This is a genomic window from Alcaligenes faecalis, assembly GCF_041521385.1.
Taxonomy (GTDB): Bacteria; Pseudomonadota; Gammaproteobacteria; order Burkholderiales; family Burkholderiaceae_B; genus Alcaligenes; species Alcaligenes faecalis_E.
Window position 1 is genome coordinate 3,241,192 of sequence record NZ_CP168006.1, and the last position, 25,188, is coordinate 3,266,379.

Annotated in this window: 23 protein-coding genes and 3 tRNA genes; 12 read left to right on the forward strand and 14 right to left on the reverse strand. The window is 55.7% G+C overall.

Annotated features, from left to right (window positions below; all coding sequences use genetic code 11):
• Positions 1-12 precede the first annotated feature (12 nt).
• From ACDI13_RS14475 to pobA, 4 genes are read right to left on the reverse strand one after another with little or no spacing between them, the layout of a single operon-like run.
• A complete protein-coding gene (locus tag ACDI13_RS14475; RefSeq protein WP_316989865.1) occupies positions 13-1,578 on the reverse strand; it encodes an FAD-binding oxidoreductase in 1,566 nt (521 codons plus the stop codon).
• Positions 1,579-1,588: 10 nt separating this feature from the next.
• The gene (locus tag ACDI13_RS14480) at positions 1,589-2,080 is read right to left on the reverse strand and encodes a hypothetical protein (RefSeq protein WP_316989866.1); all 492 of its coding nucleotides are present in this window, start codon (positions 2,078-2,080) and stop codon (positions 1,589-1,591) included.
• A gap of 10 nt (positions 2,081-2,090) precedes the next feature.
• Positions 2,091-2,453 (reverse strand): cytochrome c, encoded by a 363-nt coding sequence (locus ACDI13_RS14485; RefSeq protein WP_316989867.1) that lies wholly within the window; start codon positions 2,451-2,453, stop codon positions 2,091-2,093.
• Between the two features lie 38 nt (positions 2,454-2,491).
• Positions 2,492-3,661: a 4-hydroxybenzoate 3-monooxygenase gene (pobA, locus tag ACDI13_RS14490; RefSeq protein WP_316989868.1), complete on the reverse strand. Its 1,170-nt coding sequence runs from the start codon at positions 3,659-3,661 to the stop codon at positions 2,492-2,494.
• Positions 3,662-3,906: 245 nt separating this feature from the next.
• Here pobA and ACDI13_RS14495 point away from each other — a divergent pair, with 245 nt between their 5' ends.
• The 3 genes from ACDI13_RS14495 to ACDI13_RS14505 all read left to right on the forward strand — a co-directional run bounded on the left by ACDI13_RS14495 (position 3,907) and on the right by ACDI13_RS14505 (position 6,654).
• Complete coding sequence (locus ACDI13_RS14495) at positions 3,907-5,442, forward strand: HAMP domain-containing sensor histidine kinase (protein ID WP_316989869.1); 1,536 nt, start codon at positions 3,907-3,909, stop codon at positions 5,440-5,442.
• Positions 5,442-6,047, forward strand: a complete 606-nt coding sequence (locus tag ACDI13_RS14500; RefSeq protein ID WP_316989971.1) for a response regulator — start codon at positions 5,442-5,444, stop codon at positions 6,045-6,047. The genes ACDI13_RS14495 and ACDI13_RS14500 overlap by 1 nt, the downstream gene beginning before the upstream one ends.
• 118 nt (positions 6,048-6,165) lie before the next feature.
• The gene (locus tag ACDI13_RS14505; protein ID WP_316989870.1) at positions 6,166-6,654 is read left to right on the forward strand and encodes a heme-binding protein; all 489 of its coding nucleotides are present in this window, start codon (positions 6,166-6,168) and stop codon (positions 6,652-6,654) included.
• Between the two features lie 281 nt (positions 6,655-6,935).
• Here ACDI13_RS14505 and ACDI13_RS14510 read toward each other — a convergent pair.
• Positions 6,936-7,011, reverse strand: a tRNA-Thr gene (locus tag ACDI13_RS14510).
• Between the two features lie 111 nt (positions 7,012-7,122).
• Here ACDI13_RS14510 and ACDI13_RS14515 point away from each other — a divergent pair.
• A complete protein-coding gene (locus tag ACDI13_RS14515; RefSeq protein WP_316989972.1) occupies positions 7,123-7,506 on the forward strand; it encodes an MAPEG family protein in 384 nt (127 codons plus the stop codon).
• A 136-nt stretch (positions 7,507-7,642) separates the two neighbouring features.
• On the opposite strand, the gene ACDI13_RS14520 is transcribed toward ACDI13_RS14515, so the two are convergent.
• From ACDI13_RS14520 to ACDI13_RS14530, 3 genes are all read right to left on the reverse strand, one after another.
• On the reverse strand, positions 7,643-8,731 hold the full coding sequence (locus ACDI13_RS14520) for an AI-2E family transporter (protein WP_316989871.1): 1,089 nt from the start codon (positions 8,729-8,731) through the stop codon (positions 7,643-7,645).
• A 219-nt stretch (positions 8,732-8,950) separates the two neighbouring features.
• Entirely contained in the window at positions 8,951-10,474 is a 1,524-nt protein-coding gene (locus ACDI13_RS14525) for a Na/Pi cotransporter family protein (protein WP_372372497.1), read from the reverse strand.
• A gap of 371 nt (positions 10,475-10,845) precedes the next feature.
• Positions 10,846-10,921, reverse strand: a tRNA-Asn gene (locus ACDI13_RS14530).
• Between the two features lie 543 nt (positions 10,922-11,464).
• Between ACDI13_RS14530 and ACDI13_RS14535 the strand changes: the two genes are divergently transcribed.
• Positions 11,465-12,607 carry a porin gene (locus tag ACDI13_RS14535; RefSeq protein ID WP_316989873.1) on the forward strand — a complete coding sequence of 381 codons (1,143 nt, stop codon included), beginning with the start codon at positions 11,465-11,467 and terminating at the stop codon, positions 12,605-12,607.
• 261 nt (positions 12,608-12,868) lie between these two features.
• Here ACDI13_RS14535 and ACDI13_RS14540 read toward each other — a convergent pair.
• Positions 12,869-12,944, reverse strand: a tRNA-Asn gene (locus tag ACDI13_RS14540).
• 339 nt (positions 12,945-13,283) lie between these two features.
• Between ACDI13_RS14540 and ACDI13_RS14545 the strand changes: the two genes are divergently transcribed.
• Positions 13,284-14,204, forward strand: a complete 921-nt coding sequence (locus tag ACDI13_RS14545) for a DMT family transporter (RefSeq protein WP_316989874.1) — start codon at positions 13,284-13,286, stop codon at positions 14,202-14,204.
• A gap of 18 nt (positions 14,205-14,222) precedes the next feature.
• Here ACDI13_RS14545 and ACDI13_RS14550 read toward each other — a convergent pair whose 3' ends face one another.
• Positions 14,223-15,446 (reverse strand): patatin-like phospholipase family protein, encoded by a 1,224-nt coding sequence (locus ACDI13_RS14550; RefSeq protein ID WP_316989875.1) that lies wholly within the window; start codon positions 15,444-15,446, stop codon positions 14,223-14,225.
• A 122-nt stretch (positions 15,447-15,568) separates the two neighbouring features.
• On the reverse strand, positions 15,569-16,474 hold the full coding sequence (locus ACDI13_RS14555; RefSeq protein WP_316989876.1) for a LysR substrate-binding domain-containing protein: 906 nt from the start codon (positions 16,472-16,474) through the stop codon (positions 15,569-15,571).
• A 100-nt stretch (positions 16,475-16,574) separates the two neighbouring features.
• On the opposite strand from ACDI13_RS14555, the gene ACDI13_RS14560 reads away from it, so the two are divergent.
• The gene (locus tag ACDI13_RS14560; protein ID WP_316989877.1) at positions 16,575-17,630 is read left to right on the forward strand and encodes a YeiH family protein; all 1,056 of its coding nucleotides are present in this window, start codon (positions 16,575-16,577) and stop codon (positions 17,628-17,630) included.
• Positions 17,631-17,708: 78 nt separating this feature from the next.
• Here the strand turns inward: ACDI13_RS14560 and ACDI13_RS14565 are convergent, their stop codons facing one another.
• Both ACDI13_RS14565 and ACDI13_RS14570 read right to left on the reverse strand, forming a co-directional pair.
• Positions 17,709-18,089, reverse strand: a complete 381-nt coding sequence (locus tag ACDI13_RS14565; RefSeq protein ID WP_316989878.1) for a SirB2 family protein — start codon at positions 18,087-18,089, stop codon at positions 17,709-17,711.
• 118 nt (positions 18,090-18,207) lie between these two features.
• Positions 18,208-19,074 (reverse strand): MBL fold metallo-hydrolase, encoded by an 867-nt coding sequence (locus ACDI13_RS14570; RefSeq protein WP_316989879.1) that lies wholly within the window; start codon positions 19,072-19,074, stop codon positions 18,208-18,210.
• Positions 19,075-19,148: 74 nt separating this feature from the next.
• On the opposite strand from ACDI13_RS14570, the gene ACDI13_RS14575 reads away from it, so the two are divergent.
• From ACDI13_RS14575 to ACDI13_RS14585, 3 genes are read left to right on the forward strand one after another with little or no spacing between them, the layout of a single operon-like run.
• On the forward strand, positions 19,149-19,475 hold the full coding sequence (locus ACDI13_RS14575) for a metalloregulator ArsR/SmtB family transcription factor (protein ID WP_316989880.1): 327 nt from the start codon (positions 19,149-19,151) through the stop codon (positions 19,473-19,475).
• Complete coding sequence (locus ACDI13_RS14580; RefSeq protein WP_316989881.1) at positions 19,462-19,893, forward strand: YeeE/YedE family protein; 432 nt, start codon at positions 19,462-19,464, stop codon at positions 19,891-19,893. The genes ACDI13_RS14575 and ACDI13_RS14580 overlap by 14 nt, the downstream gene beginning before the upstream one ends.
• 9 nt (positions 19,894-19,902) lie before the next feature.
• Positions 19,903-20,313, forward strand: a complete 411-nt coding sequence (locus ACDI13_RS14585; RefSeq protein ID WP_316989882.1) for a DUF6691 family protein — start codon at positions 19,903-19,905, stop codon at positions 20,311-20,313.
• A gap of 18 nt (positions 20,314-20,331) precedes the next feature.
• Here the strand turns inward: ACDI13_RS14585 and cadR are convergent, their stop codons facing one another.
• Entirely contained in the window at positions 20,332-20,763 is a 432-nt protein-coding gene (cadR, locus tag ACDI13_RS14590) for a Cd(II)/Pb(II)-responsive transcriptional regulator (protein WP_316989883.1), read from the reverse strand.
• 78 nt (positions 20,764-20,841) lie between these two features.
• Here cadR and ACDI13_RS14595 point away from each other — a divergent pair, with 78 nt between their 5' ends.
• Positions 20,842-23,145, forward strand: a complete 2,304-nt coding sequence (locus ACDI13_RS14595) for a cation-translocating P-type ATPase (protein ID WP_316989884.1) — start codon at positions 20,842-20,844, stop codon at positions 23,143-23,145.
• A 199-nt stretch (positions 23,146-23,344) separates the two neighbouring features.
• Entirely contained in the window at positions 23,345-25,063 is a 1,719-nt protein-coding gene (locus tag ACDI13_RS14600) for a SulP family inorganic anion transporter (protein WP_316989885.1), read from the forward strand.
• The last annotated feature ends 125 nt before the right edge of the window (positions 25,064-25,188 follow it).

Below are 25,188 nucleotides of genomic sequence, written 5' to 3' on the forward strand. Positions count from 1 at the left end.
AGATAGGCAAAGTTAAAACGAGTTGTTCAGGTCAATGCCGGATTTGCCCGGTGCCAGGATATTGTTCGGGTCCAGGGCGCGTTTGATCGCGTGTTCGACCTGGCGTTTCACCGTTCCGTATGATTGGGCGACCCGCTCCTGAAAGCGTGTATTGACCCGATATACGGCATACCCTTCTTTCTCGAACTCATCGAGCAGTTCATTAAAGCAGGCATCAGCCCGTGCTGTCTCTTCTGGATTGCTGCGATCGTAAAGCACATCGATGACATGGTGCATGTCTCGCCAGCCAACAATGAACTCACCGACGTAATCGAGCCCGTGCTTGTTCAAAATGGTCTTGGCCAGTGTTTTTTGCTTGTCGCACTCGCTGCCCCGAGCCTGGCTGACGGGCGCGAACCACATGGAGCCACCACCCCCACGCCAGTTGTACAAGCCAAACTCCTGTAAATTGGGCACGCCCGACATCAGTTCGGCGCGGTATTTGAACGGTTGTGTGTCGCCAGCCTCTTCCTGGGTTACCAGCGTGCCTTTGCCCAATTTCTTGACCGTTTCCTGAACGATTTTCCAGTTCACATCCACTTGCTCCTGTGTGCCGTACAGGGCGGCGTAGACGTTCCAGGCTCCCAGGTTCTTGTCTTTCTGGATTTGCTTCAACACGTTGTCAGGCGTGGCGCCGGGCTCGCTCAGGTAGTCGCTGCGACGGGTGTTGCAGGTAGCGGCTTCCCACAGAATATTGGCAATCACCACCGAGTTGGGGATGACCTGGGCAATACGCAAGGGGCGAATCATCTCCACGATATCGGCGATATCGGCCTCTTGCTCGAACTTGATTTCAAAGGGTTTGTAGACCGGGGGCTTGGGCATAAGCCAAAACCCCATTTTGGTGCAGATGCCGTAATTGGCCTGGGTAAACATCCCGTCCAGCGTGGGGCCGTATCCCCATTTGAAAACCTGCCAGGCCTTGTCGCCTGGAACACTGCCCATCCCGGTACGCAATACCTGGCCGTCTGCCAGTACCAGCTCCATGCCGCATTGCATCATGAAGTGTTCGCCGTACGGGGTATAGCCTACGCCACGATCCATCGTATTGCCCAGGGGGCCGGCAATGGCCGAGGGGGCGGAGAAGGACAGCATGAGAGGAATATTGTTGTCCTCCAGATAGTCGTAGAGCTGCTGATACGTGACCCCCGGTTCGACCAATGCGGTGCACAGATCTGGGTCCACATGGAGGATCTTGTTCATCTTTTTCAGATCCAGCACCACCTGTCCCCGTTGCCCGGGAGCGGCCGAGCCATAACCGAAGTTGCGCCCAGTGGAAATGGTCCAGATAGGAATCTTGTACTCGTTGCAGATCTTGACGATCTGCTGTACCTGCTCCACGGTGGTGGCCGACAGCACCGCCGAGGGCGTATGCGCCTCTTCGGAGACCGACATCATGATTTTGGTGTAGGGCTGAATCTGGGCCGACTCCAGCAGGACATTTTCCTTACCCAGCAAGGTCTGGAACTGGGTCAGCGCCTGTTGAAACTGGGACGGATCCATCCCTTTGGGTAGCACCATTTGTTTGTTGTTTTGCACGACCCCCTCCTTAAATTTCGAGCATGAACGACACGTGATGGCCGTTTACGTAGTGTGTGTTTTGAATGGCAGATTGTCTGGGCGTGGCCCCGGCCAAGGCAGCGCCCAGACTTTGGCTGTCCTGAGTGCTGAGTTGTGCGTGGTGGGCTTGCCAATGCAGACGGCCTTGGGCGCTGCGTAGCAGATCAATCACAATGGTGGCGCTGGCATCATCAACCAGCCCCAGGATTTTTTTCGGTCCTGCCTGGTCCAGCAAGGTTTGCCACTGGCGCAGAAAGGACAAATCGGTGCTGGTGTATAACACTTGGGGGGCTGACGCGGGCTGGTAAGCCTGTACGCCACTGAGAAATGCCGACGCGCATTGGCCCGGCGTCAGGATGACATGCAGGGGTGGCTCTTGCTGTACAGGGCTGGCCCAGGTGGTGACGGATGAACTCAGGCTGCCCAAGGCTGATCCTGTCAGTACCATGCCTTTGAGCACCTGGCGACGTTGAATGTTCATGCCAGGCTCCTTAGTGGCCGCTGGCGCTGGCGGGCACCTGGGCCGGGGCGGTGGACAGATACTGACCGAGCTCCTTGAGGGTGGCATCGCTGATATGGGTCTGTGGAAAGGCGGGCATGGCTCTTAGGCCGCTGCGCACAATGATGGCAAAGAACTCGGGCGGAAGCTGCCGGCCTTTCAGTTCCGGGCCGATTCCCGCCTCGTGACAGTAGATACAGGTTTTCTCGTAGGTTTTCTGCCCCAGCGTCTTTACTTGCTCGGCGGCAGCGCCGGTCGAAAAACACACGCTTCCCAGGCCAACCAATGTCAGCAGGCGAGCCGTTTTGAGAGCGTGGCGTGTGAGGCCTTGTGTTGTTGGCCTGTGGTAAGCCATATCCGTCTCCTGGTTACGATTGATTTTGATGTTTTTTGTTAGTAGGGAAGACCAACATAGTTCTCGGCAAGCAGGCGGGCGCCATGCTCGGAGTTCATCAGTTGATTAAATTCGGCCGCCTGAAGCTTGTGATCCCAATGATTCATGTCCGGGAAAGTGTGCATCATCCGGGTCATGTACCAGGAGAAACGTTCGGCACCCCAGATGCGTTTCAGACAACGATCCGAGTAGCTCTCTATTTTGTCGCGGCACTGGTTCTGGTAGAAGTCCAGCAGCGCTTCCGAGAGATACAGGACATCACTGGCCGCCAGGTTCAGGCCCTTGGCGCCGGTGGGAGGCACAATATGAGCTGCATCACCTGCCAGGAACAGGTTGTGATGGCGCATGGGTTCGGTCACGAAGCTGCGCAAAGGCGCAATGCTTTTTTCAATGCTGGGGCCGGTGACCAGGTTGGCAGAACGTTCAGGCCCCAGACGAGTACGTAGTTCGTCCCAGAAACGCTCATCGGACCAGTCTTCCACCTTGTCACTCAGGGGCACTTGAAGATAGTAGCGGCTGCGTGTTTTGGAGCGTTGGCTGCACAGCACAAAGCCGCGCTCATGCTTTACATAGATCAGTTCGTCGGAGACCGGGGGGGTATCTGCCATCAGGCCCAACCAACCAAAGGGATACACACATTCGTAGGTTTTCAGGATATCGGCCGGAATGGCGGGACGTGATACACCATGAAAGCCGTCACAGCCCACGATGAAGTCACAGTCCAGACGGTGTGCCTGCCCTTCGTGCTGATAGGTGACATAGGGATGACTGCTGTCTACCGCATGCAAGGCCACCTCTTGGGCTTCATAAACGGTGGTCGCACCGATCTTTTCACGTGCCTGCATCAGGTCGCGGGTGACTTCGGTCTGGCCATAGACCACGACATGGCGATTGACCAGTTTTTCAAAATCGACTCGAAACGAGGTGTCGCCAAACACCAGTTCACAGCCATTGTGTACCAGGCCATTTTTTTTCAGGTTGTCGGTGACGCCGGCCTGCTCCAGGGCATCGACGGTGACGCTTTCCAGCACGCCGGCCCGAATGCGGCCCAGAACGTAGTCTCCCGTTTGACGTTCAAGAATGATGTTGTCGATACCATTTCGGGACAGAATTTGTCCCAGCAGCAAACCGGACGGGCCCGCTCCGATAATAGCTACCTGAGTTCGCATTTTTTTCTCCACCAAGATGTTGCTGTGTTACTCGCTGTTTGGCGTATTGTCGTGAAAAAATCAGCAGGCAAATACATCGAATATGTACTAGCAGCTATGCGTTTTATATGCAAAAAATAGTAATGTCGTCGCATGCCTTTGCCTTTTTGAGATATTTTGTGGGCAGCTCACCGACGGGCATCGTGGGTACACTGGCCTTTTTGGCCTTACATAGACTGGTTCTCAAGGATTATTGAGCTTCGCTTATGGCACCGCTGCGTCCTTTACATTCCCGTTTTGCGGTTCGCGCACTTGCCGTGTGGGGCTTGTTAGTCGTGCTTGCCGCCTGTGCTTTGGCGGCTTGGCGATATCAATCCTTGATCAGCATCCTGGAGACCGAAAGTAATGTGCTTTACAGATTGGCCTCGCAACGGGCCGATCAGCATGATGCCCATCTGACGGCCTTGTCTGCGGTTGCCAACGCCACGGAGGATACGCGGCACACCTTGTTTCTTGAGGTGGCCGCGACAATCGCGCATTTTTACCCGCGTATCGAGGATATACAACTGGTTCCGCTGGCGGTGGACAAAGAGCCAGTCGGGCTTGGCGTGTTGTCACCCGAGGTGGCCGCCTTGCTGCGTGAGTCGGTGTTGGCGTCGGCGGGACAAATGGTCCTGATGGCGGATCCACAACACCCCGGCTTTTATTTATTGGCCAAGCGAAGTCCGAATACCGCCGATGCGCGCTATGGTTTGATGCTGCGGATTGATGCCAGCAAATTGTTGGCCGAAGCCAACCATTTCTGGTCGACGCCGGGGGTGTTTTTGCGCTTGTCCCTGCCGGATGGCGATCGATTGGTGGATCTTCCCGTGTCAGACGCAGAGGTCCGGTTTTCCAAAGTGCTGGCCAGCCGCTCACAACCCTTGATGCTTGCGACGGGAATGGCGCTGGGGCCTGGGGATTTTTTCCCTTTGCTTGACACGACGTTGGTGTTGTTGTTGCTGAGTGCGGTTTATCTGGTGGCTTTGGCCGCCTGGCGTCAGCGTTGGCGTACCCGCATGGCGCTTGAGCAGGCGCGATTAAGCGCCTTGGAGTCTCGCCTGGCACACGCATCGCGCGTCAATGCGTTGGGGGAGATGGCTAGCGGGCTGGCGCATGAATTGACACAGCCTTTGACCGCTATATTGGCGCAGGCGCAAGCGAGTCGACGGATTTTGGCTCAGGCAAGCAAGACGCCTTTGATGCCAGTGCTTGATGAAACGGTTGCACAAGCCAAGCGGGCATCAGCCATTTTGGAGCGGTTTCGCAACTGGTCGCGGCCACAGGCGCTGTGTGTCGTCCCGTTTGATATTCGCGACGCCCTGCTCAATGTGCGCGCTCTATTGGCATCACAGGCTGCCATAAGCCAGACAAGGCTGACGTTCGAGATGCCTCCTGATCCAGTCCTTGTCGAAGCGGATCCCGTTGAAATAGAACAGGTTGTTTTCAATCTTGTGCGTAACGGCCTGGATGCGGTTGCCCGTCAAGAGGCCGGCTACGTGACGGTAGGCCTTAAAAAAACTGAGGCACAACTGATTGTTGATGTCTGTGACAACGGCCCTGGCGTGTTGCCTGAGCTCAAGGACAGCTTGTTTACGCCTTTTACGACCAGTCGGCCTGATGGGACGGGACTTGGTTTGGCATTAAGCCAACGCTTGATAGAGCGTGCTCATGGTGAGGTGTTTCTACTCGATGGTGCGCCCGAGACGACGTTCCGGATTATTCTGCCGCTCAAGCGCGAACCTATGGAGTCTGCTGGGTGATGTATCCCGTTTACTTGCTTGACGATGACGCGGCGGTACGTCGTGCCTTGAGTTTGCTTCTGTCTACCGTCGATATTCCTGTGATTGAGTTTAAGGATCCTCAGGCATTTCTGGCTCAGGTGTCCAGGCTTTCACCCGGTTGCCTGATTCTTGATATCCGTATGCCGGTCGTCTCGGGCTTGAAGTTGCAGGAGCAATTGCGCGATCGCGGTATTGATTGGCCGACGATTGTGATCTCCGGGCATGGCGATATCGAAGCCTGTCGTCGTGCTTTCCGAAATGGTGCGGTGGATTTTTTGTCCAAACCGATTGACGAGCAGGATCTGATCGACGCCATACAAAAAGGACAGGACGTACTTGATCGCCATTTGCGGGAACAGGCACAGCAAGCGGAAACTCTGCACTTGTTGGCGTCGTTGACTCCGCGTGAGCGTCAGATACTGGAATTGGTGGCCCAAGGCTTTACGACCCGGCAGATTGCGGACGCTCTTGGTCTTTCACCTCGCACCGTTGATGCCCACCGTGTTTCTATTGGTGCCAAGTTGGGCACGACATCCCAGGCGGAACTTACCCGTCTATGGCTTGAAAGCAACGGGACGAAGTGAGAGTGAAAAAGACTCGCTCGGTATAACTACGTAGATGGGTGCGAGGACTACGAATATTTTCCAGATTTCGGGAGCAGTAAGCTGTGCTTGTTCGTTCTTAACCTGGAAAGGAAATCACATGATTCGTACATTGTCTGTCGCCGCCTTCTTGTTTGCGCCTATCGTGGCTTCTGCCGCAGTGTCCCTACCCAGTGCGCCTTACTTGCCGCTGGAATTGGCTGCCCAGGCCGCTCAGGTTGCGCTGAAAACGTGTGCCGCCCAAGGCCATAACGTCAGCGTGGCTGTGGTGGCACGTGATGGGGCTACCAAAGTGTTGCTTAAAGCCGATAACTCGGGCCCGCATACTGTCAGCAGTGCGCAAGGCAAAGCCTTCACCTCGGCAGCCATGGGCCGTAGTACAGCAGGTCTGGCCGAATTTATTGCCAGCAAACCGGCCAATAACGGTTTGCGAGATATGGATGCGCGCATGGTTATTCAGGGAGGTGGGCTACCCATCAAGTTTGATCAGGCACTGGTGGCTGGTATTGGTGTAGGTGGTGCCCCCTCTGGGGATATTGATGCCACCTGCGCGGCCGAGGGCATCAAGGCGATTGGCGCTACTGAATAAGCTGTTCAGGCGAGTACCCGTGTCTTTAAGGTGTTTTTGACATCGTCAAAGAGATCCGGCTGCGGGTACACTTTTTTTCTTCCCAAGTCCAAGTGCCGCTCCCCCCTCTAAGGGGGCGAACGGCAAAATGCGTGTTCTTTCAGAAGGTGTTGTTTCAGAAGTAAGCGTGCTGTTTTTGCCCCATAAAGGGAGAATCAAAAACGGTGTAGGCTTCCGGCTTAAGGAGGTCAAACCATTGATTTTATTAATTGTTTTTTGGGTTTCAATGGTTGTAGATTAGCTGGTGCCGATGAAAGGAATTGAACCCTCGACCTTCTCATTACGAATGAGCTGCTCTACCGACTGAGCTACATCGGCTAACCTAAGACAATAAGTATATCCTGTTTTTTTCGGGTTTGTAAATTCTTCGCTCGCATTGAGGGCTTGGCATGCTATGTTGAGCGTTTTCAGCCTGTTAAGGGGACGATGATGCTGGGGATCAAGATCAGTTTGGTGGTAGCGGCTTTCTTGCCTTGGTTGGCAGCGATTTGTGCTAAAGCCGGTGCGGCGGGTTTTACGAATCATGAGCCTCGTCCGTGGCTGGCCAGTTTATCAGGCTGGCGTTCTCGGGCTAATGCGGCGCAGGCCAATGCCTTTGAAGCTCTGCCATTCTTTTATGCGGCGGTGTTGCTGGCCTTGTGGTCGGGGGCGGATGCCTTGCGCGTGCAAAACCTGATGATTGCCTGGATTGCGCTGCGCGTGTTGTATTTGTTGATGTACATAATGGACAAAGCCAGCTTGCGTTCGCTGGTGTGGTTCCTGGCTGTGGCGGTCAATATCTGGATTTTGTTTTTGCCGGTGGTCGTGGTGTAAATCTGCTGCCCTACGTAAAGGGGCTGGTTCCACCTGAGAAGGTGGAACCAGCCCTTTTTTGTGTGTCCAGATATCACGCCCTATCACTTGATCAACAGGCTGGACCAGCGTATGCCTTGAACGGCGTGCCTGGAAGTTAGTTGCTGTGATTATCCTGTTCTTCAGCTTCAACGCGGGCGCTGATAGCCGAGGGGAACAGATCCCAGCAGGCAATGAACATGGCGGCGATCAACGGGCCAATCACAAAGCCGTTCAGGCCGAAAATCGACAAACCGCCCAGGGTGGAGATCAGGATCACGTAGTCTGGGATCTTGGTGTCTTTACCCACCAATAAGGGGCGCAGCAGGTTATCGACCAGGCCAATGACCAATATACCGAAGGCCGTCAGGATAATGCCGGGGACGTAGTGGCCCGAGACAAAGAAATAGATGGCAACGGGAGCCCAGATCAGCGAGGCACCCACAGCGGGCAACAAGGACAGGACGGCCATCAGCACCCCCCAGAACAAGGCGCCCTGAATGCCCAGGAACCAGAACATGATCCCGCCCAGCGCACCTTGAGTGGCCGCCACGGCAATATTGCCTTTGACGGTGGCACGCACCACGGTGGTGAATTTACGAAACAGGTGGGTTTTCTGGTTCTCGCTCAAGGGAATCAGTTGGCGGTAGTGACGGCCCAGTTCCACGCCATCACGCAGCAGGAAGAACAACATGTACAGCATGATGCCCAGGCTGACCAGGAACTGGAAGGTGTTCTGGCCTACGTTCAGGGCTTGTTTGGTCAGGAACTGGCCACCTTGTACGGCAAACTGGGAAAACTTCTCTTGCAGGGAGGCGGTGTCATGCAGGCCGAAACGGGCGGCAAAGTCATGCACGCTTGGGGGCAGGGCATTGAGGATCTTCTGCAAATATGCACCGGGGTTCAACTGGCCGCTATTCATCAACTCGTACAGAGAGGCGATTTGTTGAACCAATGACATGGAGATCAGGATGACCGGAATAATGACGATCAACACAATGACCAGCAAACTGATCAGGGCAGACAGTGAACGCCGGCCTTTTGTTTTGGCCAGCAGCTTGCGTTGCAAAGGCGTAAACAAAATGGCCAGAACGGCACCCCAGAAGATGGCGCCGTAAAAGGGAAGAAGTATCCAGATAAAGGCAGCGGAGACAGCGGCCAGTAAAAGCAAAAAAGTACGAAATTGTAAATTTGGCCGGGTGGACATGGAGTTTTTCCATTAGCGTGAATTTGAGCCGATTGTAAGGGGGAATCCTGACGGTTGGCGTGAATCTTGGTATCTGTTTGCAGGGTTTTCGTCAGCCTTGAAACAAAGGCTCTTTCATATCAGAAGGGCTGCAACGGCTGCTTTAGGTGCGAAGCATCAGGTGGAGCATGTCTGCTTGCGGGCAGCGGCGTGGCCTTGGTGGAACCGGGGCTTTCTGGCTTACCGCTCCGTTTGACGGGCCAGGTTCAAGTAATAGCTGCTGCGCCAGACGTGTTGGCTGCTGCGTTCAAACCAGCGCAGGGTGTCCGTGATACGTAGGGTGCGAGAGGCGTCGTCATGGCCTTGTGGGGCGGTCAGAAGCTGAACGCGAGTGGCGCTCAAGCGTTCTGTCAGGGTATGGGCTTTGGCTTGTATTTGCTCGAGCCAATCGGCAGGGGCTTGTCCGTGCAGGCTTTCCTGGGCCAGGGTATTGAGTTCGGTGGCCAAGGTTTGGGCCTGTTGGTAACGACTGTCCTGCAGATCGGTGTCAGGAGGATTGTGCAGGCGGCTGCGTAGGCGATGCATGTGATCAATGGTGTGCAAGAGCGCGCTGATGCGGGAGGCAACGGCAGGATCATCGGCTGCGCTGGGGATGCGCAGTACAAATTCGTAGGCTTGATCCAGCACGCTTTCGATTTGTTGTAAGTCGGCGGTAGCGGTGTCGGGACGGCTCATGTTCAGGTTGTGCTGATACAGATTCAGGAGGCGCTGCGCCAGCTCCTCCAGGGTGCGTTGTGCGGTTTCCAGGGCCAGGGCCGGCACTTGCAGCAAGCTGTCGTCCAGGTGGTGTTGGGGGCGGGCAGCGCGATCTGGCACCAGACGTTGTACCCAACGGGCAAACTGCTGGGTAAAGGGCAGGCACAAGGCAGCACCCAGGCCGATGAACAAGCTGTGGAATGCGGCCAAGCCCAGTGCGCCGGGTGGAATGTTGATATAGGAGCCGGTGGCGTACATGGCTTTCAGAAACACAGGAAGGATCAGTAGCCCCAAGAGACCGGCAAGGACGTTGAACAGGATGTAGGCGATGGCCGTGCGCTTGGCGTAGATAGTGCCACCGATGGCGACCAGGATGCCGGTCAGGGTGGTACCGATGGAGGCACCCACGACAACGGCGGCGGCCTGATCAAAGCTGACAGCTCCGGCATCCAGGGCGGTCAAGGTCATGGCAATGGCAGCCGTTGACGATTGCAGCACGGCGGTCAGGGCCAGGCCGGTCAACATGATCAGAAAATGAGCGCCGTAGCCTTCCGTAGGCAGATGAGCCAGGCTGAAACTGGCTGCCAGTCCTTGCATGCCGTCTTGCAACATGCTCAGTCCCAGAAACAGGGTGCCAAAACCTGCCAGCGCACGGCCAAGTTCTTTGTAGCGACCGGGGGCCAGCAGTTTGAGCAGAGCACCCAAACCAAGGAGTGGCAGGGTATAAAACCCCAGGTCTACTTTTAGCCCCAGGCCGGAGACGATCCAGCCGGTCGCTGTATTACCCAGGCTGGCACCGATGACCACACCAATGGCTTGTGTAAACGAAATCAGTCCCGCACTGACAAAGCCGATCAGCGTGACGGTCGTGGCGGTAGAGGATTGGGCCAGGGCCGTAATCAGTGCGCCTGAAGCAAAGGCCTTGATCGGTCTGCCGGTAAAGGCCAGCAGAATCTGCTTGAGAGAGCCGCCTGCAAACGCCACCAGTCCTTCGGACAGCAGCATCATGCCAATCAGGAAAAGACCAAGTCCCCCTAAAAAGGGGAAGAGAGTATCAAGCATATAAAGGCGCGAACAGCGAAATAATCGGCAGGTCTGAACAAGAACTGCTGGGGCTGACAGTGGAATGGTGCATTATCGCTAGTTCTCGCGTGTCCAGGACTCATTTATTTGTGCGCTTCACGAGAAACCTTACCGTGAGGGATTTGTAAAGGTACCGACATGCACTACGATCGCAGTCGCTTGCAGTGATCAGCACAACTGTATCTGATGTGTCGCCGTGATCTCGCTGTCCAGGCTTCTTGGGGGCTCAAGCGGCTTTTTCAGGGCGGTGGACGTAGAAAAGCCCAGCTACTTGCGTAGCTGGGCTTTGATATTTTTGGCTCCCCGACCAGGGCTCGAACCTGGGACCTGCGGATTAACAGTCCGTCGCTCTACCGACTGAGCTATCGGGGACCAGCAAAGAAAAAAATTATAGAGTAAGACTATCGGAATCGTCAAGAGGTATTTTATAAGAAATGTATTTTCATAGGCGAAAAACTGGATGTGGATTTGGCAATAGGCGTAAATCCTGATTTTTTCCCTGGGAACATACCGTCTGGTCAAGAAGGTTTGCCGTCCTGGTTTGTAGCAAATGGTTGCAGGCCGGTTGTTTATTGGCTCTACGTCCGTTTTGCCTGTTTTTTGCTGAATTCTCTATGGGTGAAAAACTAGGGAAAATGCGTATGAAACCCAGAAAATACGCTGCCTCCAGTTTGTTGACATCAATATTGTTTATGTCTGAAATATAAATGCTTGCAGTATATGTGCTTCAACTATAAATGCCCTTTCTTTCCATTTCAGGGCTGATCTGTTGAGCCGCTTTGCTTCAAGAAACAGGAGGGGTGCGGGAACTTGATGCGGGGAAATCAACTTTTCAGGCACAGGGGCCCAGCACTGGATCAAGAGCCGGACAAAACAAGAAATCCGGCATTCAGACGTTTACAGAGAACAGAGAACATGAAAAAAACTATCTTGGCAGCCTTGTTGATGCCTGTGTTGGCGGCTCCCGCCTATGCTGCATCGAACGTGACTTTGTACGGTGTGGTGGATACTGGCCTGGGGTATGAGCGGTGGAAAGGGAGCGACCTGAATGGCGGCGAAGTCAAACAAAGCCGTTTTGGTCTGTATGACCAGGGTTGGATGGGGAATCGCTGGGGTCTGAAGGGCAGCGAGGATTTGGGTGGCGGCCTGAAAGCCAACTTTGTGCTGGAAAGCGGCTTTGACTTGAGCACTGGCAATATGCGTCAAGGCCGCTTGTTTGGACGTCAAGCGACGATTGGCTTGAGTGGGGATTCCTGGGGGCGTGTGGATCTGGGCCGTCAAACCACCGTCACTTCCTTGTACGTTGCCGGTGTGGCCAGTCCCTTTGGTGGTAACGGCTACCAGTATGGTGTCGGTGCCGCATTTAACGCCGCCAATACGGTTCGTTATGACAATATGCTTGCCTACCAAAGTCCCGAGTTCTCCGGCTTCCAGTTCGGCGCTGGCTATTCGTTCAATACCAATGGTACTCAAAAGTGGGATCGCAGCGGTTTAACGGGCAATGCCATCAACAGCGACGAGGCGAATGTCAAAGCCTTTAGCGTCGCCATGCGCTATAGCGATGGTCCGTTGAAGGCGGCCTTGAGTTTTGATCAGGCCCGTTATGGTTCGGCCCGTGAGCAAGGCGGCAATCTGGTTGCGGCTGATAGTGGCACTGTCAGCGCCTGGAGCCTGGCGGCCAGCTACCAATTCAGCTTTGCCACGGTGCATGCTGCCTTTGGTCAAAGCCGTAATGGTTATATCGGTGGCTCGCTGCAAACTGAACAGTTTGGTCCCGGCCTGCATAAAGACCTGAAGGTCAACTCCTACGCGCTGGGTGTGACCGTACCGACCGGCAAGGCTGGTTCGGTTTTGGCTTCCTGGACGATGGCTGATCCACGTTCCACGCCGCGCAGTACCGATGATGCCAAGACTCAGCATGTGTTCAGTGCAGGCTACTTGTACAACCTGTCCAAGCGCACCAATCTGTACGCCATTGGCTCTTATGCACGCAACATCGGCTACTACAACGACTTGAAGAGCACAGTTGCCACGGTGGGTATGACGCACCGTTTCTGATCTTTCTGACTGATTCTGCCAGTCCTGGGGCGACGTAGTGCGTTAGCAGCGGCGGCATCGTTCCGGGCAGGAGCTAGGTCAGGGGAAAAGAGCCACAGCGGGGCTGCACTAACATGTGGTCCCGCTGTCTTTTTTTGGCTAAGGGGTTTTGTTTGTCCAAATGTTAATGGCGCCGTTTGTGCGTGGAGGGGAGATGCGTTTTGCACGGACAAAAAAAATCAGCCCAAAGCATATGCCATGGGCTGATTTCAACGGTTTTCTTGGCTCCCCGACCAGGGCTCGAACCTGGGACCTGCGGATTAACAGTCCGTCGCTCTACCGACTGAGCTATCGGGGACCAGAGAAAAAGAATATAGCATGTATTTTGCAAAGTGTGCAAATTTTCATGGGAGAGACTTAAAAGTTCTTGGGTTTTTGAGCTGCATTCAGGAGTGAGTAGCCTAAGTCCTTGTCTTTATTGAGTGAGTCCGTTTCACACCCGTTCAACTGTGGCGCATGGTTATGGGGAGGGCGACGTACTATATTGCGCCATTGCCGACCCTGTCGGCAGGGTCAGCATGGCCGACGTCGAAGGCAAAGAGTAGAATCGATAGCTTATTGTCCTTACTGACTCTTTTTTCGCCTGGGCCAGCAGCCAATGCGCTGACAATGTTGCCCTGCAAAGTGATCAATCCCCATGCAAGCTAGTCAAAGCCCCGGTGCGCAACGCAGTTCCTTTTTAATTGGGCTGGCGCTGTCGGGGGGCGGCTCTATTCTTTTCTCGGCCAAGGCGGTCGTTGCCAAGCTGACCTACCAATACGATGTCAACGCCTTGACTGTTATTGGTTTCCGAATGCTTTTGTCGCTGCCTTTCTTTTTGGCCATCGCGCTATGGCAGGTAAAGAAGGTACGTCAGGGCAAGTTGGCGGCGCTGACCGGACGTCAGAAGCTGGAGCTGGTGGTATTGGGTTTTCTGGGCTATTACCTGGCCAGTTTGCTGGACTTCATTGGTCTTGAATATATTTCGGCAGGACTGGAACGCTTGATTCTGTTTTTGTCCCCCACTTTTGTGCTGATGTTCTCCGCCGTTTTTCTGAAACGACGGATTTTGCCTAAGCAATGGCTGGCTCTGGCGCTGGCTTATCTGGGGGTAGGGCTGGTTTTTATACAAGACTTGAGCCTGACGGGGGATGATGTATTGCTGGGCGCGCTTTGTGTGCTGGGCTCGGCCATTTCCTATGCCATTTACTTGATTGGCTCCGGCGAGTTGCTCAAAGCGATTGGCTCTACACGGCTGGTAGCCTATGCCATGTCTTTCTCGGCGGTCTATACCCTGATCCATTTTTTTGCCGTGCTTGGCTGGCAGGGTTTGGTACAGCCCGCCCCTGTTTATGGTCTGTCCATGATCCACGCGGTTTGTAATACGGTCTTGCCCACCTTCATGACGATGTGGGCCGTGGAGCGTATTGGCGCACCCATGAGTGCGCAAATGGGATTGATTGGCCCGGTCTCGGTCTTGTTTCTGGCGAACTGGTTTCTGGGGGAACCGATTACGCTCATGCAATTGCTGGGGACGGCCTTTGTACTTAGCGGCGCGATGGTCTTGAGCCGCCGCTAAGTCCGAGCACAGGCTGGCTTACTTGCCGTTGTTGGCCAGCCGTTTTTCGATTTCGTCGCGGTGTACGTCGTAGGTGGTAAAGCCGGCCAGGTTTTCAGGCATATTCAGCTTGTCCCGGTGGATCAGCGTCTGGCGAATATCATCCAGGCCACTGCGCCAGTGTTCACGCATGGTCATGCGGCCAAACTGATAATCCTTGTAATGTTGCTCGTAGGGCTGGTTGCGATAAATCAGGTGCACCACGTTGTAGCGTTTGTTGCTGGCCAGCTCTTCGGCCAGACGGCAAGGCAGCAGGTCTTTGCGTTGATCTTCGGGGATCAGGGCAAGCAGCTCCGACAAGATATGGCGCATGTACTGCGAATGGCGCATGTCTTCGGTCACCATACGTGTACGGCTGGAGTAGCGGATCTCGTTCAGACGGTCACTGACTTCGCCCATATTATTGGGCACCGGGCCACGCGCACTCCACAAGTCCACTTGAAACACCAGGGTGTCCCGGCGAGGGGACTGATCCAGCACATAAGACAGCGGCGTGTTGGACACCAGGCCACCGTCCCAGTAATACTGACCATCAATTTCCACAGGGGCGAACGCTGGGGGCAGGGCGCCCGAGGCCATGAAGTGTTCGGCCCGTAATGTGGTGCGATGGTTGTCAAAGTACACAAAGTTGCCCGTGCCCACGTTGACCGCGCCTACCGAGATGCGCTGGCGTTTGTCGTTAATGCGATCAAAGTCGCACAAACGCTCCAGCGTGTCTTTCAGCGCGCTGGTGTCGTAATAGCTGGCCCCTTCGGGAACGCCCGGTGTGGCTTGCATGGGTGGGGGGAAGCGGGGGCGGAAAAAGCCGCGCTGCCCCAAGACCAGGGCGTTGCTGGCATTGAAGGCGCTGATGGCCTCGCGCATGACATCGTTAATGCCAAAGAGGGCGCGCTCCAGGCAGGCCGGGCCTGACCAACCAAAGTAGGGTTCGCAAATGGTGTTCCAGAATTCCCGCAGGCGTTCTACCTGTCGTTCGGGGGGATTGCCTGCAATAATCGCGGTGTTCAAGGCTCCAATAGAGATGCCGGACAAGCAATCAGGCTCGATACCTGCTTCCAGCAAACCTTCATACACGCCGGCTTGGTAGGCCCCCAACGCCCCACCGCCTTGCAGTACCAGGGCTACGGTTTCGTAGGGTGGCAAATAAGAGGGGCGGGCAAAAGCGGGAACATCTTGCGCTTGTGGCGTAGGAACAGTATTCATGGCATCACTCGGTTCAAGAGGTGGGCAGGAGAACAGGACTTATGATCCCTTCTGTTTATGCTGCACTGCAGCAAGGATACCATTGCTGCGAGTCTTAACCCTTTCAAGAATGCAAACTTGCGTCAATTTTCCGATGTGCTTGAACCAGAGTCCGGGCTGTGCAGATGTTCCGCAAAGGCGCTTAACACCTGGCTGCGGTAGCGTTCCTTGTGCAGCACCAGCGACAAGCGGCGCTTTAAATCCAGAAAGGGGGTATTCAGGATGCGTAGTCGCTGATTGGCAACCGCATCCAGGGTGGCCGCTTGTGGCAGGCAGGCCAGACCCAGCCCGGCGATGACGGCCTGCTTGATCGCCTCCACCTGGCCCAGCTCCATTAGCACATGTCCACTGGGCAGCACATTCAGGGCTTGTTCAGTCAGCGCGCGGGAGGCCGAGCCACGTTCGCGCATGATCCAACTCATGCCCGCAAAGTCCTTTTTTTCCAACGTGGCTTGGGTGACCAGCGGATGATCGGGGGCGGCGCAGACCACCAGCGCATCGTCGCGCCAGATCCAGGTTTCCAGTTGCGGATGGTTGACCGGGCCTTCCACGCAAGCAATATCGCAACTGTGCTCCAGCAACTGGTTGATGATGTTGGCCGTGTTGTCCACCGACACATGCAGGGACACGCGCGGGTGCTGGCGTACAAACGGCCCCACCAAGTCCCCGATCAGGTAATTGCCAACCGTATTGCTGGCTCCGATACGGATTTCGCCACGTAGCTCGCGTTCGTCCTGCTGGCTTTGCATCTCCCGCAGACGCTCCAGAATTTCGCGCGCGTGCGGCAGTAATTGTTTGCCACGGCTGGTCAGCAGCATGCGCCCTGGCGTGCGTTCAAACAAGGGGCAATCCAGTTGCTTTTCCAGTTCGGCCAAAGCCATGCTGGCGGCAGGTTGGGACAAGTGAATGTTGGCTGCACACGCGCGCACCGTGCCTAAAGTGGCAATACCGACAAACACTTCTAGTTGTCTGATGCTGATCGCATTCATAATAAATAAAATTGATACTTACGATAAGTAATAATGAATTTTTTAATACCGGGGGTCAACCTAAAATTACTTTTATTTATTACATACTTGGAATGACGAGATGAGCAGTGTGACCGACTTACCAGCCGCAAGCACCGCCCTGAAGGCGTCGGGCAAATCGGGTTTTTCTTTGAAGCCGTCGCGTTGGTGGGGGTTTTTATTGGCGGTGGCCGTGGGTGTTGCCGCCATGGGCCTGGGAAAATTGTGGCCGTTGATTGGTGGCCCTGTTTTTGCGATTGTCCTGGGGATGGTACTGCGTAACAGCATGGGTGTGGCTCCAGTGTTTCAGCCTGGTTTGCGCTTTTCGTCCAAAGTGCTGTTGCAGTGGTCGATTATTGGTCTGGGTTTTGGTTTGAGCCTGCCGCAAGTGATGCGCACCGGCATGGATTCACTGGCTGTAACCCTGGTGACGCTGACGGTGGCGTTCGTGACGGCATTGCTGCTGGGCCGGGCCTTGGGCATTCCTTCCAAGCTGCGCACCCTGATCGGGGTAGGGACGGCGATTTGCGGTGGCTCGGCGATTGCGGCGGTCACGCCGATTCTCAAGCCCGAAGAGCATGAAACTGCACTGGCAATTTCCACCATTTTTATCTTCAATATTGTGGCGGTGCTGATTTTTCCCCTGGCCGGTCACATGATGAACATGTCGGACGCCGGTTTTGGGGTATGGGCGGGAACCGCCATCAACGATACGTCCTCGGTGGTGGCGGCCGGGTATAGCTACAGCCGTCAGGCTGGTGACCACGCCACTATCGTGAAATTGACGCGTGCCACCTTGATTATTCCTATCTGCCTGATTCTGGCTGGCCTGGAAATGTGGCGTTCGCGTCAGGCGGGTCGGGATTTTGACCTGATGCGGGTGTTTCCTTGGTTCATTGTCTGGTTCATGGTGGCCTCGGCCATGCGTTCGCTGGGTTGGGTGCCGGTGGAGTGGTTGGAGCCGCTGCGGTTTCTGGCCGAGTTCCTGATGGTGCTGGCCCTGGCTGCGATTGGTTTGTGCTCGGACTTAAGGGTAATGGCTCGAGCTGGTGCGCGGCCTGCCTTGCTGGGGCTGGGAGTCTGGGTTGCGGTTGCTGTCAGCAGTTTGCTGGTACAACGCTGGCTAGGCGTTTGGTAAGACGAGACAGTAAAAAGCCCCTGGCTGTGGAGCGACTCTCCTACAGCCAGGGGCTTTTCTATGTACTGCTTAGTGCGTTTACACGAACCAGGAGGCTGGGCTGCGGTTCAGTGCCACACCCATGATATAGGCAAAGATGGCAATCGCGACCAGCGCGGCTACGCCTCGGCTAAAGGGGGTTTTACCGCGTTTGATGGCATAGCTGCCTACCACGATATAAACCACCAGCAGCACAATTTTGGTGATGAGCCAGGGTTGGTTGGCCGCTGCGCCGAGCATGCCGGCCAGTGCCAGACCACAGACCAGCAAGACTGTATCGATCACATGCGGGGCAATGCGCACAAAGCGATTTTGCAGACAGGATGAGCCGCTTACCGACCAGAAGGCTCGAATAATAAAAAACAAGATGCTCAGCCCGGCGGCTGTCATGTGCAAGTGTTTGATGGCCATGTAAGTCATGCCTGTTACTTCCTTCTGAAGTTCGGGTTGCAGAAAAAGGCAGTATACGCAGGCTGGGGCTTAAACGTGTTTTTGTGTCGGTGCTTGTTCCTGTTCAGGCGTAAAAGACCCGACGTATTCAGAGTTGATTGACGGGCATTTTCAGATAGACCTGACCATTGCTTTCTGGTTCGGGAAAGTGGCCTGCCCGGATATTGACCTGGATGGAAGGCAGAATCAGGCGCGGCATGCTCAGGGTTTGATCGCGTGCTGTGCGGCGCTGGCAAAATTGTTCCTGGCTGATGCCGTCGTGTACATGGATGTTGCTGTCTTTTTGTTCTTGAACGGTGCACTGGAACTGAGGTTCTCGTCCTTCAGGCGGATAGTCGTGGCACATGAACAAGACGGTGTCTGCGGGCAAGGCCAGCAGGCGCTGGATGGATTCATACAGTTGGCTGGCGCTGCCACCCGGAAAGTCGCAACGGGCTGTGCCGACATCGGGCAAGAACAAGGTGTCGCCTACAAAAACGCCCAGCCCTTGCACGTGATAGGCCATATCGGCCGGCGTGTGGCCGGGCACGTGCAGGGCTTGCACCTGAATGGCACCGATCTGGAAATGCTCCTGATCCTTGAACAGCGCATCAAAAGGCGTGCCGTTGGCCTGAATTTCGGCCTCTATATTAAAGATGCGGCTGAACGTGGATTGCACGTGCTTGATGTGTTCACCAATGGCGATTTTGCCGCCCACTTGTTCTTGCAACCAGACCGCAGCGGACAGATGGTCGGCATGGGCGTGAGTTTCCAGAATCCATTGCACGTCCAGTTGATGCTGGCGCACAAAGTCCACGACCTTTTGAGCCGAGACAGTGCTGCTGCGGCCAGAGGCGGCGTCATAGTCCAGCACCGAGTCGATGATGGCGCATTCGCGTTGGCCTGAGGCATAGACCACGTAGGTGAACGTGGAGGTGTCAGTGTGAAAGAAGCTGGCGACCTGGGCTTGGAACATATCAGACCTCTTGTTGCTTATAAAATATGAAAAGATATTATATAATAATATATATTGTATTTTTGTAGAACGACATGGATCAAACAGAAACGGAAGCACTACGACAAGTAGCAGGCCGAGCCAGCAGCTTGCTGGGCAGCCTAGCCAACCCCGACCGCCTGATGATTCTCTGCACTTTGGTGCAGGGTGAATGCAATGTGGGAGAGTTGGCGCAGCGCAGCGGCATTGCTCAGCCTACTTTATCGCAGCAATTAACGGTTTTGCGGCGTGAAGAGCTGATTGCCAGCCGCAAAGAAGGCAAATACGTCTATTACCGCCTGGAAAACCCGGCGGTGCTGGCCGTTATGCAGACTTTATATGGAATCTTTTGCGCCCCAGGAGGCACTGATGATCACAATTGACTGGGCTTCGTTTACACCGTGGAGCGCCTTGTTGGGAGGCGCTTTGGTGGGTTTGGCAGCATCTATTCTGGTGCTGTTCAATGGCCGGGTGTTTGGTATATCCGGCTTGCTGTCGGGCACCTGGAGCGGGGAGTCGGGGGACAAGGGCTGGCGCTGGATGGCTTTGTTGGGTTTGGCGGCGGCACCCTGGCTGTATCGCATGGTCGGGGAAAGCGTACCAGCCGTACAGCCGCAGCCCTGGATGTGGGTGGTCGTGGCCGGTTTGCTGGTGGGTTTTGGTACCCGTCTGGGTTCAGGTTGCACCAGCGGGCATGGTGTGTGCGGTTTGTCGCGCCTGTCGCCTCGTTCTTTGGTGGCGACGCTCGCTTTCATGGCCAGCGGTTTTTTGACCGTGTTTGTGCTGCGCCATTTGTTCTAAGGAGTCCGCATGCAGTATTTCATCGCTTTAATTTCCGGCCTGATTTTTGGCTTGGGCTTGTTGATTTCCGGCTTGGCCAATCCTGGCAAGGTGCTGGCGTTTCTGGATCTGGCCGGGGCCTGGGACCCGTCCTTGGCTTTGGTAATGGTGGCGGCCATTGCGGTGGCGATTGTGCCCTTCACCCTGGCGCGTCGTCGCCCTTGTGCTTTTGTGACTGGCCAGCCCATGAATCTGCCTAAGCAACGTCAAATAGACCGTCCTTTGATATTGGGGGCTTTGATTTTTGGTGCAGGCTGGGGCGTGGCCGGCTTTTGCCCTGGGCCGGCCATTGTGCTGGCCGCCTCGGGCGCACCTTTGGCCGTGCTGTTTCTGGTCGCGATGCTGGTCGGAATGTGGGCGGCAGGGCGGGTGCGTGGCTAAGCACCACGCCATAGGGCCTTAGCCCAGATGAGTACTGGGAGCCGGGACTTGATCCGGCTCCATATTCACCAAACCTTGCAAGATGCCGCAATGCTCCAGGCCACCAGCCTGTCCGCAGCGATGGCGCAATTCAATCAGTTGTTTTTGCAGGTGTTCCAGTTCCGCAATGCGCACGGCTACATGCTCGATGTGCTCATCCAGCAAATCGTTGACCGGGGCGCAGTCTTGCGCCGGGCCGTCCATAAATGCCAACAGGCCGCGAATTTCCTCGTGTGTCATATCCAGGCTGCGGCAGTTGCGAATAAAACGTAGCCGTTCCAGGTGAATAGTGCGATAGAGGCGGTAGTTGCCCTCGCTGCGTTCCGGTTCGGGCAGCAGCCCGACCTTCTCGTAATAGCGGATGGTTTCCGTGTTGCAGTGGCTTTTTTCAGCCAGCTCGCCAATTTTCATTGCGTTGCCTCCAATAGGCTTGACCTTGTAGTTACTTTAGGCTTTCTACTGGTCCCATGCAAGCAGCGAGGAATTGCTATGACATCAGTGAACAATACTTCCAAGCCTAGTGTGGGGCAGTGCGCAACATCGGCCTGCCAGACTGGGCATTCCCATGACCATGCGGCGGGCGATCATAGCCACAAGCATAGCCATGATCACGATCACAGCCATACAGAACAAACAGCGCACGCTCATGAAGGGGCATGCTGCTCGGCGCCTGCCATTGGCCCATCGGTAGCTTTGGCCACCAGTACCTCCACGCGTCTGGTCGTGCATATTGCCGACATGGATTGCCCGGCGGAAGAAAACATGATCCGCTCCGGCCTGAAAAAGCTGGATCAGGTGCAGAACCTGGGCTTTGACCTGATGCAGCGCGTCTTGACCGTGGACCACGTGGATGGTGCTCGCGATAAAGTGCTGGGTGCCTTGCGTGGCCTGGGTTTTGAGCCTCGCATGGCCGATGAAGAGCCTGTGAAGCAGGTATCGCCCAAGCAGGGCCTGATTCGTATTGCCGGTGCCGTGGTATTGGCTTTGGCTGCCGAGATCAGCCATTGGCTGGCGGCCCCCGAATGGCTGGTAATTGTTCTGGCTGTGGCTGCGATTCTGTCCGGTGGTGTGCAGGTCTACAAGAAAGGCTGGATTGCGCTGCGTAATGGTCAGCTCAACATTAATGCCTTGATGAGTATTGCCGTCACGGGGGCGGTGATCCTGGCCCAATGGCCTGAAGCCGCCATGGTGATGTCCCTGTTCAGCCTGGCTGAGTGGATCGAAGCTCGTTCCCTGGACCGTGCCCGCAATGCGGTGGATAGTCTGCTCAAGCTGGTGCCGGATGAGGTTCTGGTCAGTGCCGACGGCAAGGACTGGCAACGTGTACCCGCCAATCAGGTTCAGGCTGGCTGGCAAGTGCGTGTCGCCCCCGGCGAGCGTTTCGGCCTGGACGGTAACGTCCTGCAAGGTCAAAGCACGGTTAATCAGGCCCCCATTACGGGCGAAAGCGCCCCCGTGGATAAAGAGCCCGGTGACGAGGTTTTTGCTGGCACCATTAATGGCATGGGCGAGCTGGTCTATCAAGTCCAGGCTGCTCATGATGAAACCTTGCTGGCTCGCATCACGCGCTCGGTTCAGGAGGCGCAGGCTAATAAGGCCCCGATTCAGCGTTTTGTGGATCAGTTCTCCCGTATTTACACCCCGCTGGTGGTGGCGGCGGCAGCCTTGATGGCCGTGGCCTTGCCTCTGATCTGGGGCGTGAGCTGGTCGGAGTCCGTGTATCGTGCTTTGGTTCTGCTGGTAATTGCGTGCCCTTGCGCACTGGTGATTTCCACCCCGGTGGCCGTGGTCAGTGCCCTGGCCAGTGCGGCACGTGCCGGTATCTTGATTAAAGGTGGTGTGTATCTGGAACGGGCTCGTCAATTGCGTTATCTGGCGGTGGACAAGACCGGTACTCTGACCTTGGGCGAGCCGTCCTTGAGCGAATACGGCAGTTTGCGTCAAAGTCTGTCGGATAGCGACGTGCTGGACATGGCTGTAGCTCTGGCCGAGCGTTCGGATCACCCCGCCTCGCAAGCAATTGCACGTGGTCGTGTGGCATCGGGCCTGCTAAGCCTGGATCAATTCGAAGCCTTGGCGGGCAATGGCGTGCAGGCAGAGGGTTCGACGGGCCAATTGCGTCTGGGCAAGCGTAGCTGGGTGCTGGGTCAGAACCAGGCGGAGTCCAGCCAGGCCGAGCAGCAAGCCGTAGAGAGCGGTGCCACCATGGTGTATCTGGGTGACGAGCAAGGTCTGCTTGCCTGGTTCGCCATGATGGATACCCTGCGTCCTACCACCACTCAAGCGATCCGCGACCTGCAAGCGCAGGGTGTGCAAGTGGAGGTGCTCTCGGGCGACCACGAGCAAGCCGTACGCCATGTCGCTCAGCAAGCCGGCATCAAGGATTTCCGAGGGGGGTTGCTGCCACAAGACAAGCTGGATCGTATCGAGGAAAAACTGGGGAATGGTCTGGTGGCGATGGTGGGCGATGGCATCAATGATGCGCCTGCCTTGGCCCGTGCGGATGTGGGTATCGCCATGGGGGCTTTGGGTTCGGATATTGCGATCGAGACTGCTGATGTGGCCTTGATGGACGATGACCTGGGCAAGATTGCCTTGCTGATGCGTCAGTCCCGAGCCTTGCACGCCGTTCTGTGGCAGAACATCAGCCTGGCCTTGGGTATCAAGGCAGTATTTCTTGTGATGGCTCTGACCGGACAGGCCACCATGTGGATGGCGGTGTTTGCCGACGTGGGCGCCAGCTTGCTGGTGGTGTTGAACAGCTTGCGTCTGTTGCGCGCCCGCCATCCTTAAATTCCGTGTGTATGGCAATCAAACTCCACCTCGTTTAGGTGGAGTTTTTTTATGCTTCATTCTTATGTTGCATCAAATAAGGCCATCACTAACGTGAAGTTGATTTGACACACAGTAGTATCATTAAAGCTTCATTTGAGTTTGGGCCCCGCTTGTTTCTCATCTGTGTCGAGCAGGCTGGGCATGACAAGGACGCACGATGATTGCACTGCTGGAAGCGGGTCGAGCCGGGCTCCTGGGGCGAAAACATTGGCTAAATAACCTGTTGGCTGGTTTGGTGGTGGGGGTGGTGGCCTTGCCGCTGGCCATGGCCTTTGCCATTGCATCCGGAGTCAAGCCCGAGCAGGGTTTGTATACCGCCATTATTGCCGGTTTGGCGGTTTCTTTATTTGGTGGCAGCCGGGTTCAGATTGCCGGGCCGACGGGCGCGTTCATTGTTATCTTGTCCGGGGTGGTCGCCCAGCATGGCGTGGCCGGCCTGCAAATTGCCACCTTGATGGCTGGGGTCATTTTGCTGTTGCTGGGCCTGTTGCGCCTGGGGGCAGTCATCCGCTTTATTCCCGATCCGGTCATTGTGGGTTTTACCGCCGGTATTGGGGTGATTATCTGGGTGGGCCAGTGGCGGGACTTTTTTGGCCTTCCCGTCGTAGAAGGCCAGCACTTTCACGAGAAGCTCTGGTTCTTGCTGCAGAACCTGCCTTCCCTGGATTGGGCCACCACGCTGCTGGGGATGTTGTCGCTAGCCATCCTGATTATTGTGCCCAAGATTCCAAGCCTGGCGCGTTTGCCTGGCCCTTTGGTGGCCTTGGTAGTCATCACGCTTATCCAGGCGATTTTCCGGTTTGAGTCCGTGGCCACGATTGGCTCCAGCTTTGGGGCCTTGCCCAGCGGCTTGCCGTCTTTCCAATGGCCAGACATTACCCTGACCCGTATCGTGGAGTTGATCGGGCCTGCTTTTGCCATTGCCATGCTGGGCGCGATCGAGTCCTTGCTGTCCGCCGTGGTGGCCGATTCCATGACAGGTTCACGTCACGACTCCAATCAGGAATTGGTGGGCCAAGGGATTGCCAACGTGCTCTCGCCCTTGTTTGGCGGGATTGCGGCGACCGGGGCCATTGCTCGTACCGCTACCAATATTCGTAATGGTGGCGACAGCCCCATTGCCGGTGTGGTGCATGTCATTTTCCTGGTGCTGGTTTTGTTGTTGCTGGCCCCGCTGGCGGCCTATATTCCGTTGACTGTGCTGGCGGCGATTCTGTTCATGGTGGCCTGGAATATGAGTCAGGCCAAGTTGGTGCTCCGTTTGCAGCGTCGCATGCCCCCGGCTGACTTGTTCATTTTGTGGGTGACGTTTGCGCTGACGGTATTTGCGGATCTGGTCGTGGCCGTCAATATCGGGGTGGTGTTGGCCATGCTGTATGTGCTCAAGCGTACCTCGGATGGGGTGCAGGTGCGGGCGCTGGAAGGCCGCCGTCTACAGCGGGCACTGGATTTGTCTTTCAGCCAGGCGCTGCGCCAGGATATCTCGGTGCTTACCCTGGAAGGGCCATACTTTTTTGCCAGTGTGGAAGCGGTGAATCGTTCCTTGCTGACGGTGCCCGAGCCGGTTCGGGCCGTGGTTTTGCGCCTGAATTACGTACCTTTTGTGGATGCGACGGCCATGCAGGCCTTGGAAACTGTCTTGGCGGAGCTGGAGCGGCGCAATGTCATGGTGGCGCTGTGCGAGGCGAACGAGAAAGTGAATCGCAAGCTGATTCGCATGGGCCTGTTCAAGCAGATTCACGCTTGTCGTGTGTTTGATAGTTTGCAGAACGCGTGGGAAAGCGTTAGTGAGACGCTGGATTATCGGGTTGCTGAGGAAGCGGCAAAAGAAGTGACCTTGTCGTCTGACAGTGGTGTGGCTGCGCGAGCCGATTAGGTATGGTCAGATGTACGAGGAGAGCCTTATAGGCATCGTCTCTCGTGCTGCTAGATGAACGACACCCCAGTTATTGGGGTGTTGTTCATTACAGAAGCGGCAGAAGGGCTGATTTTTAGCTATAC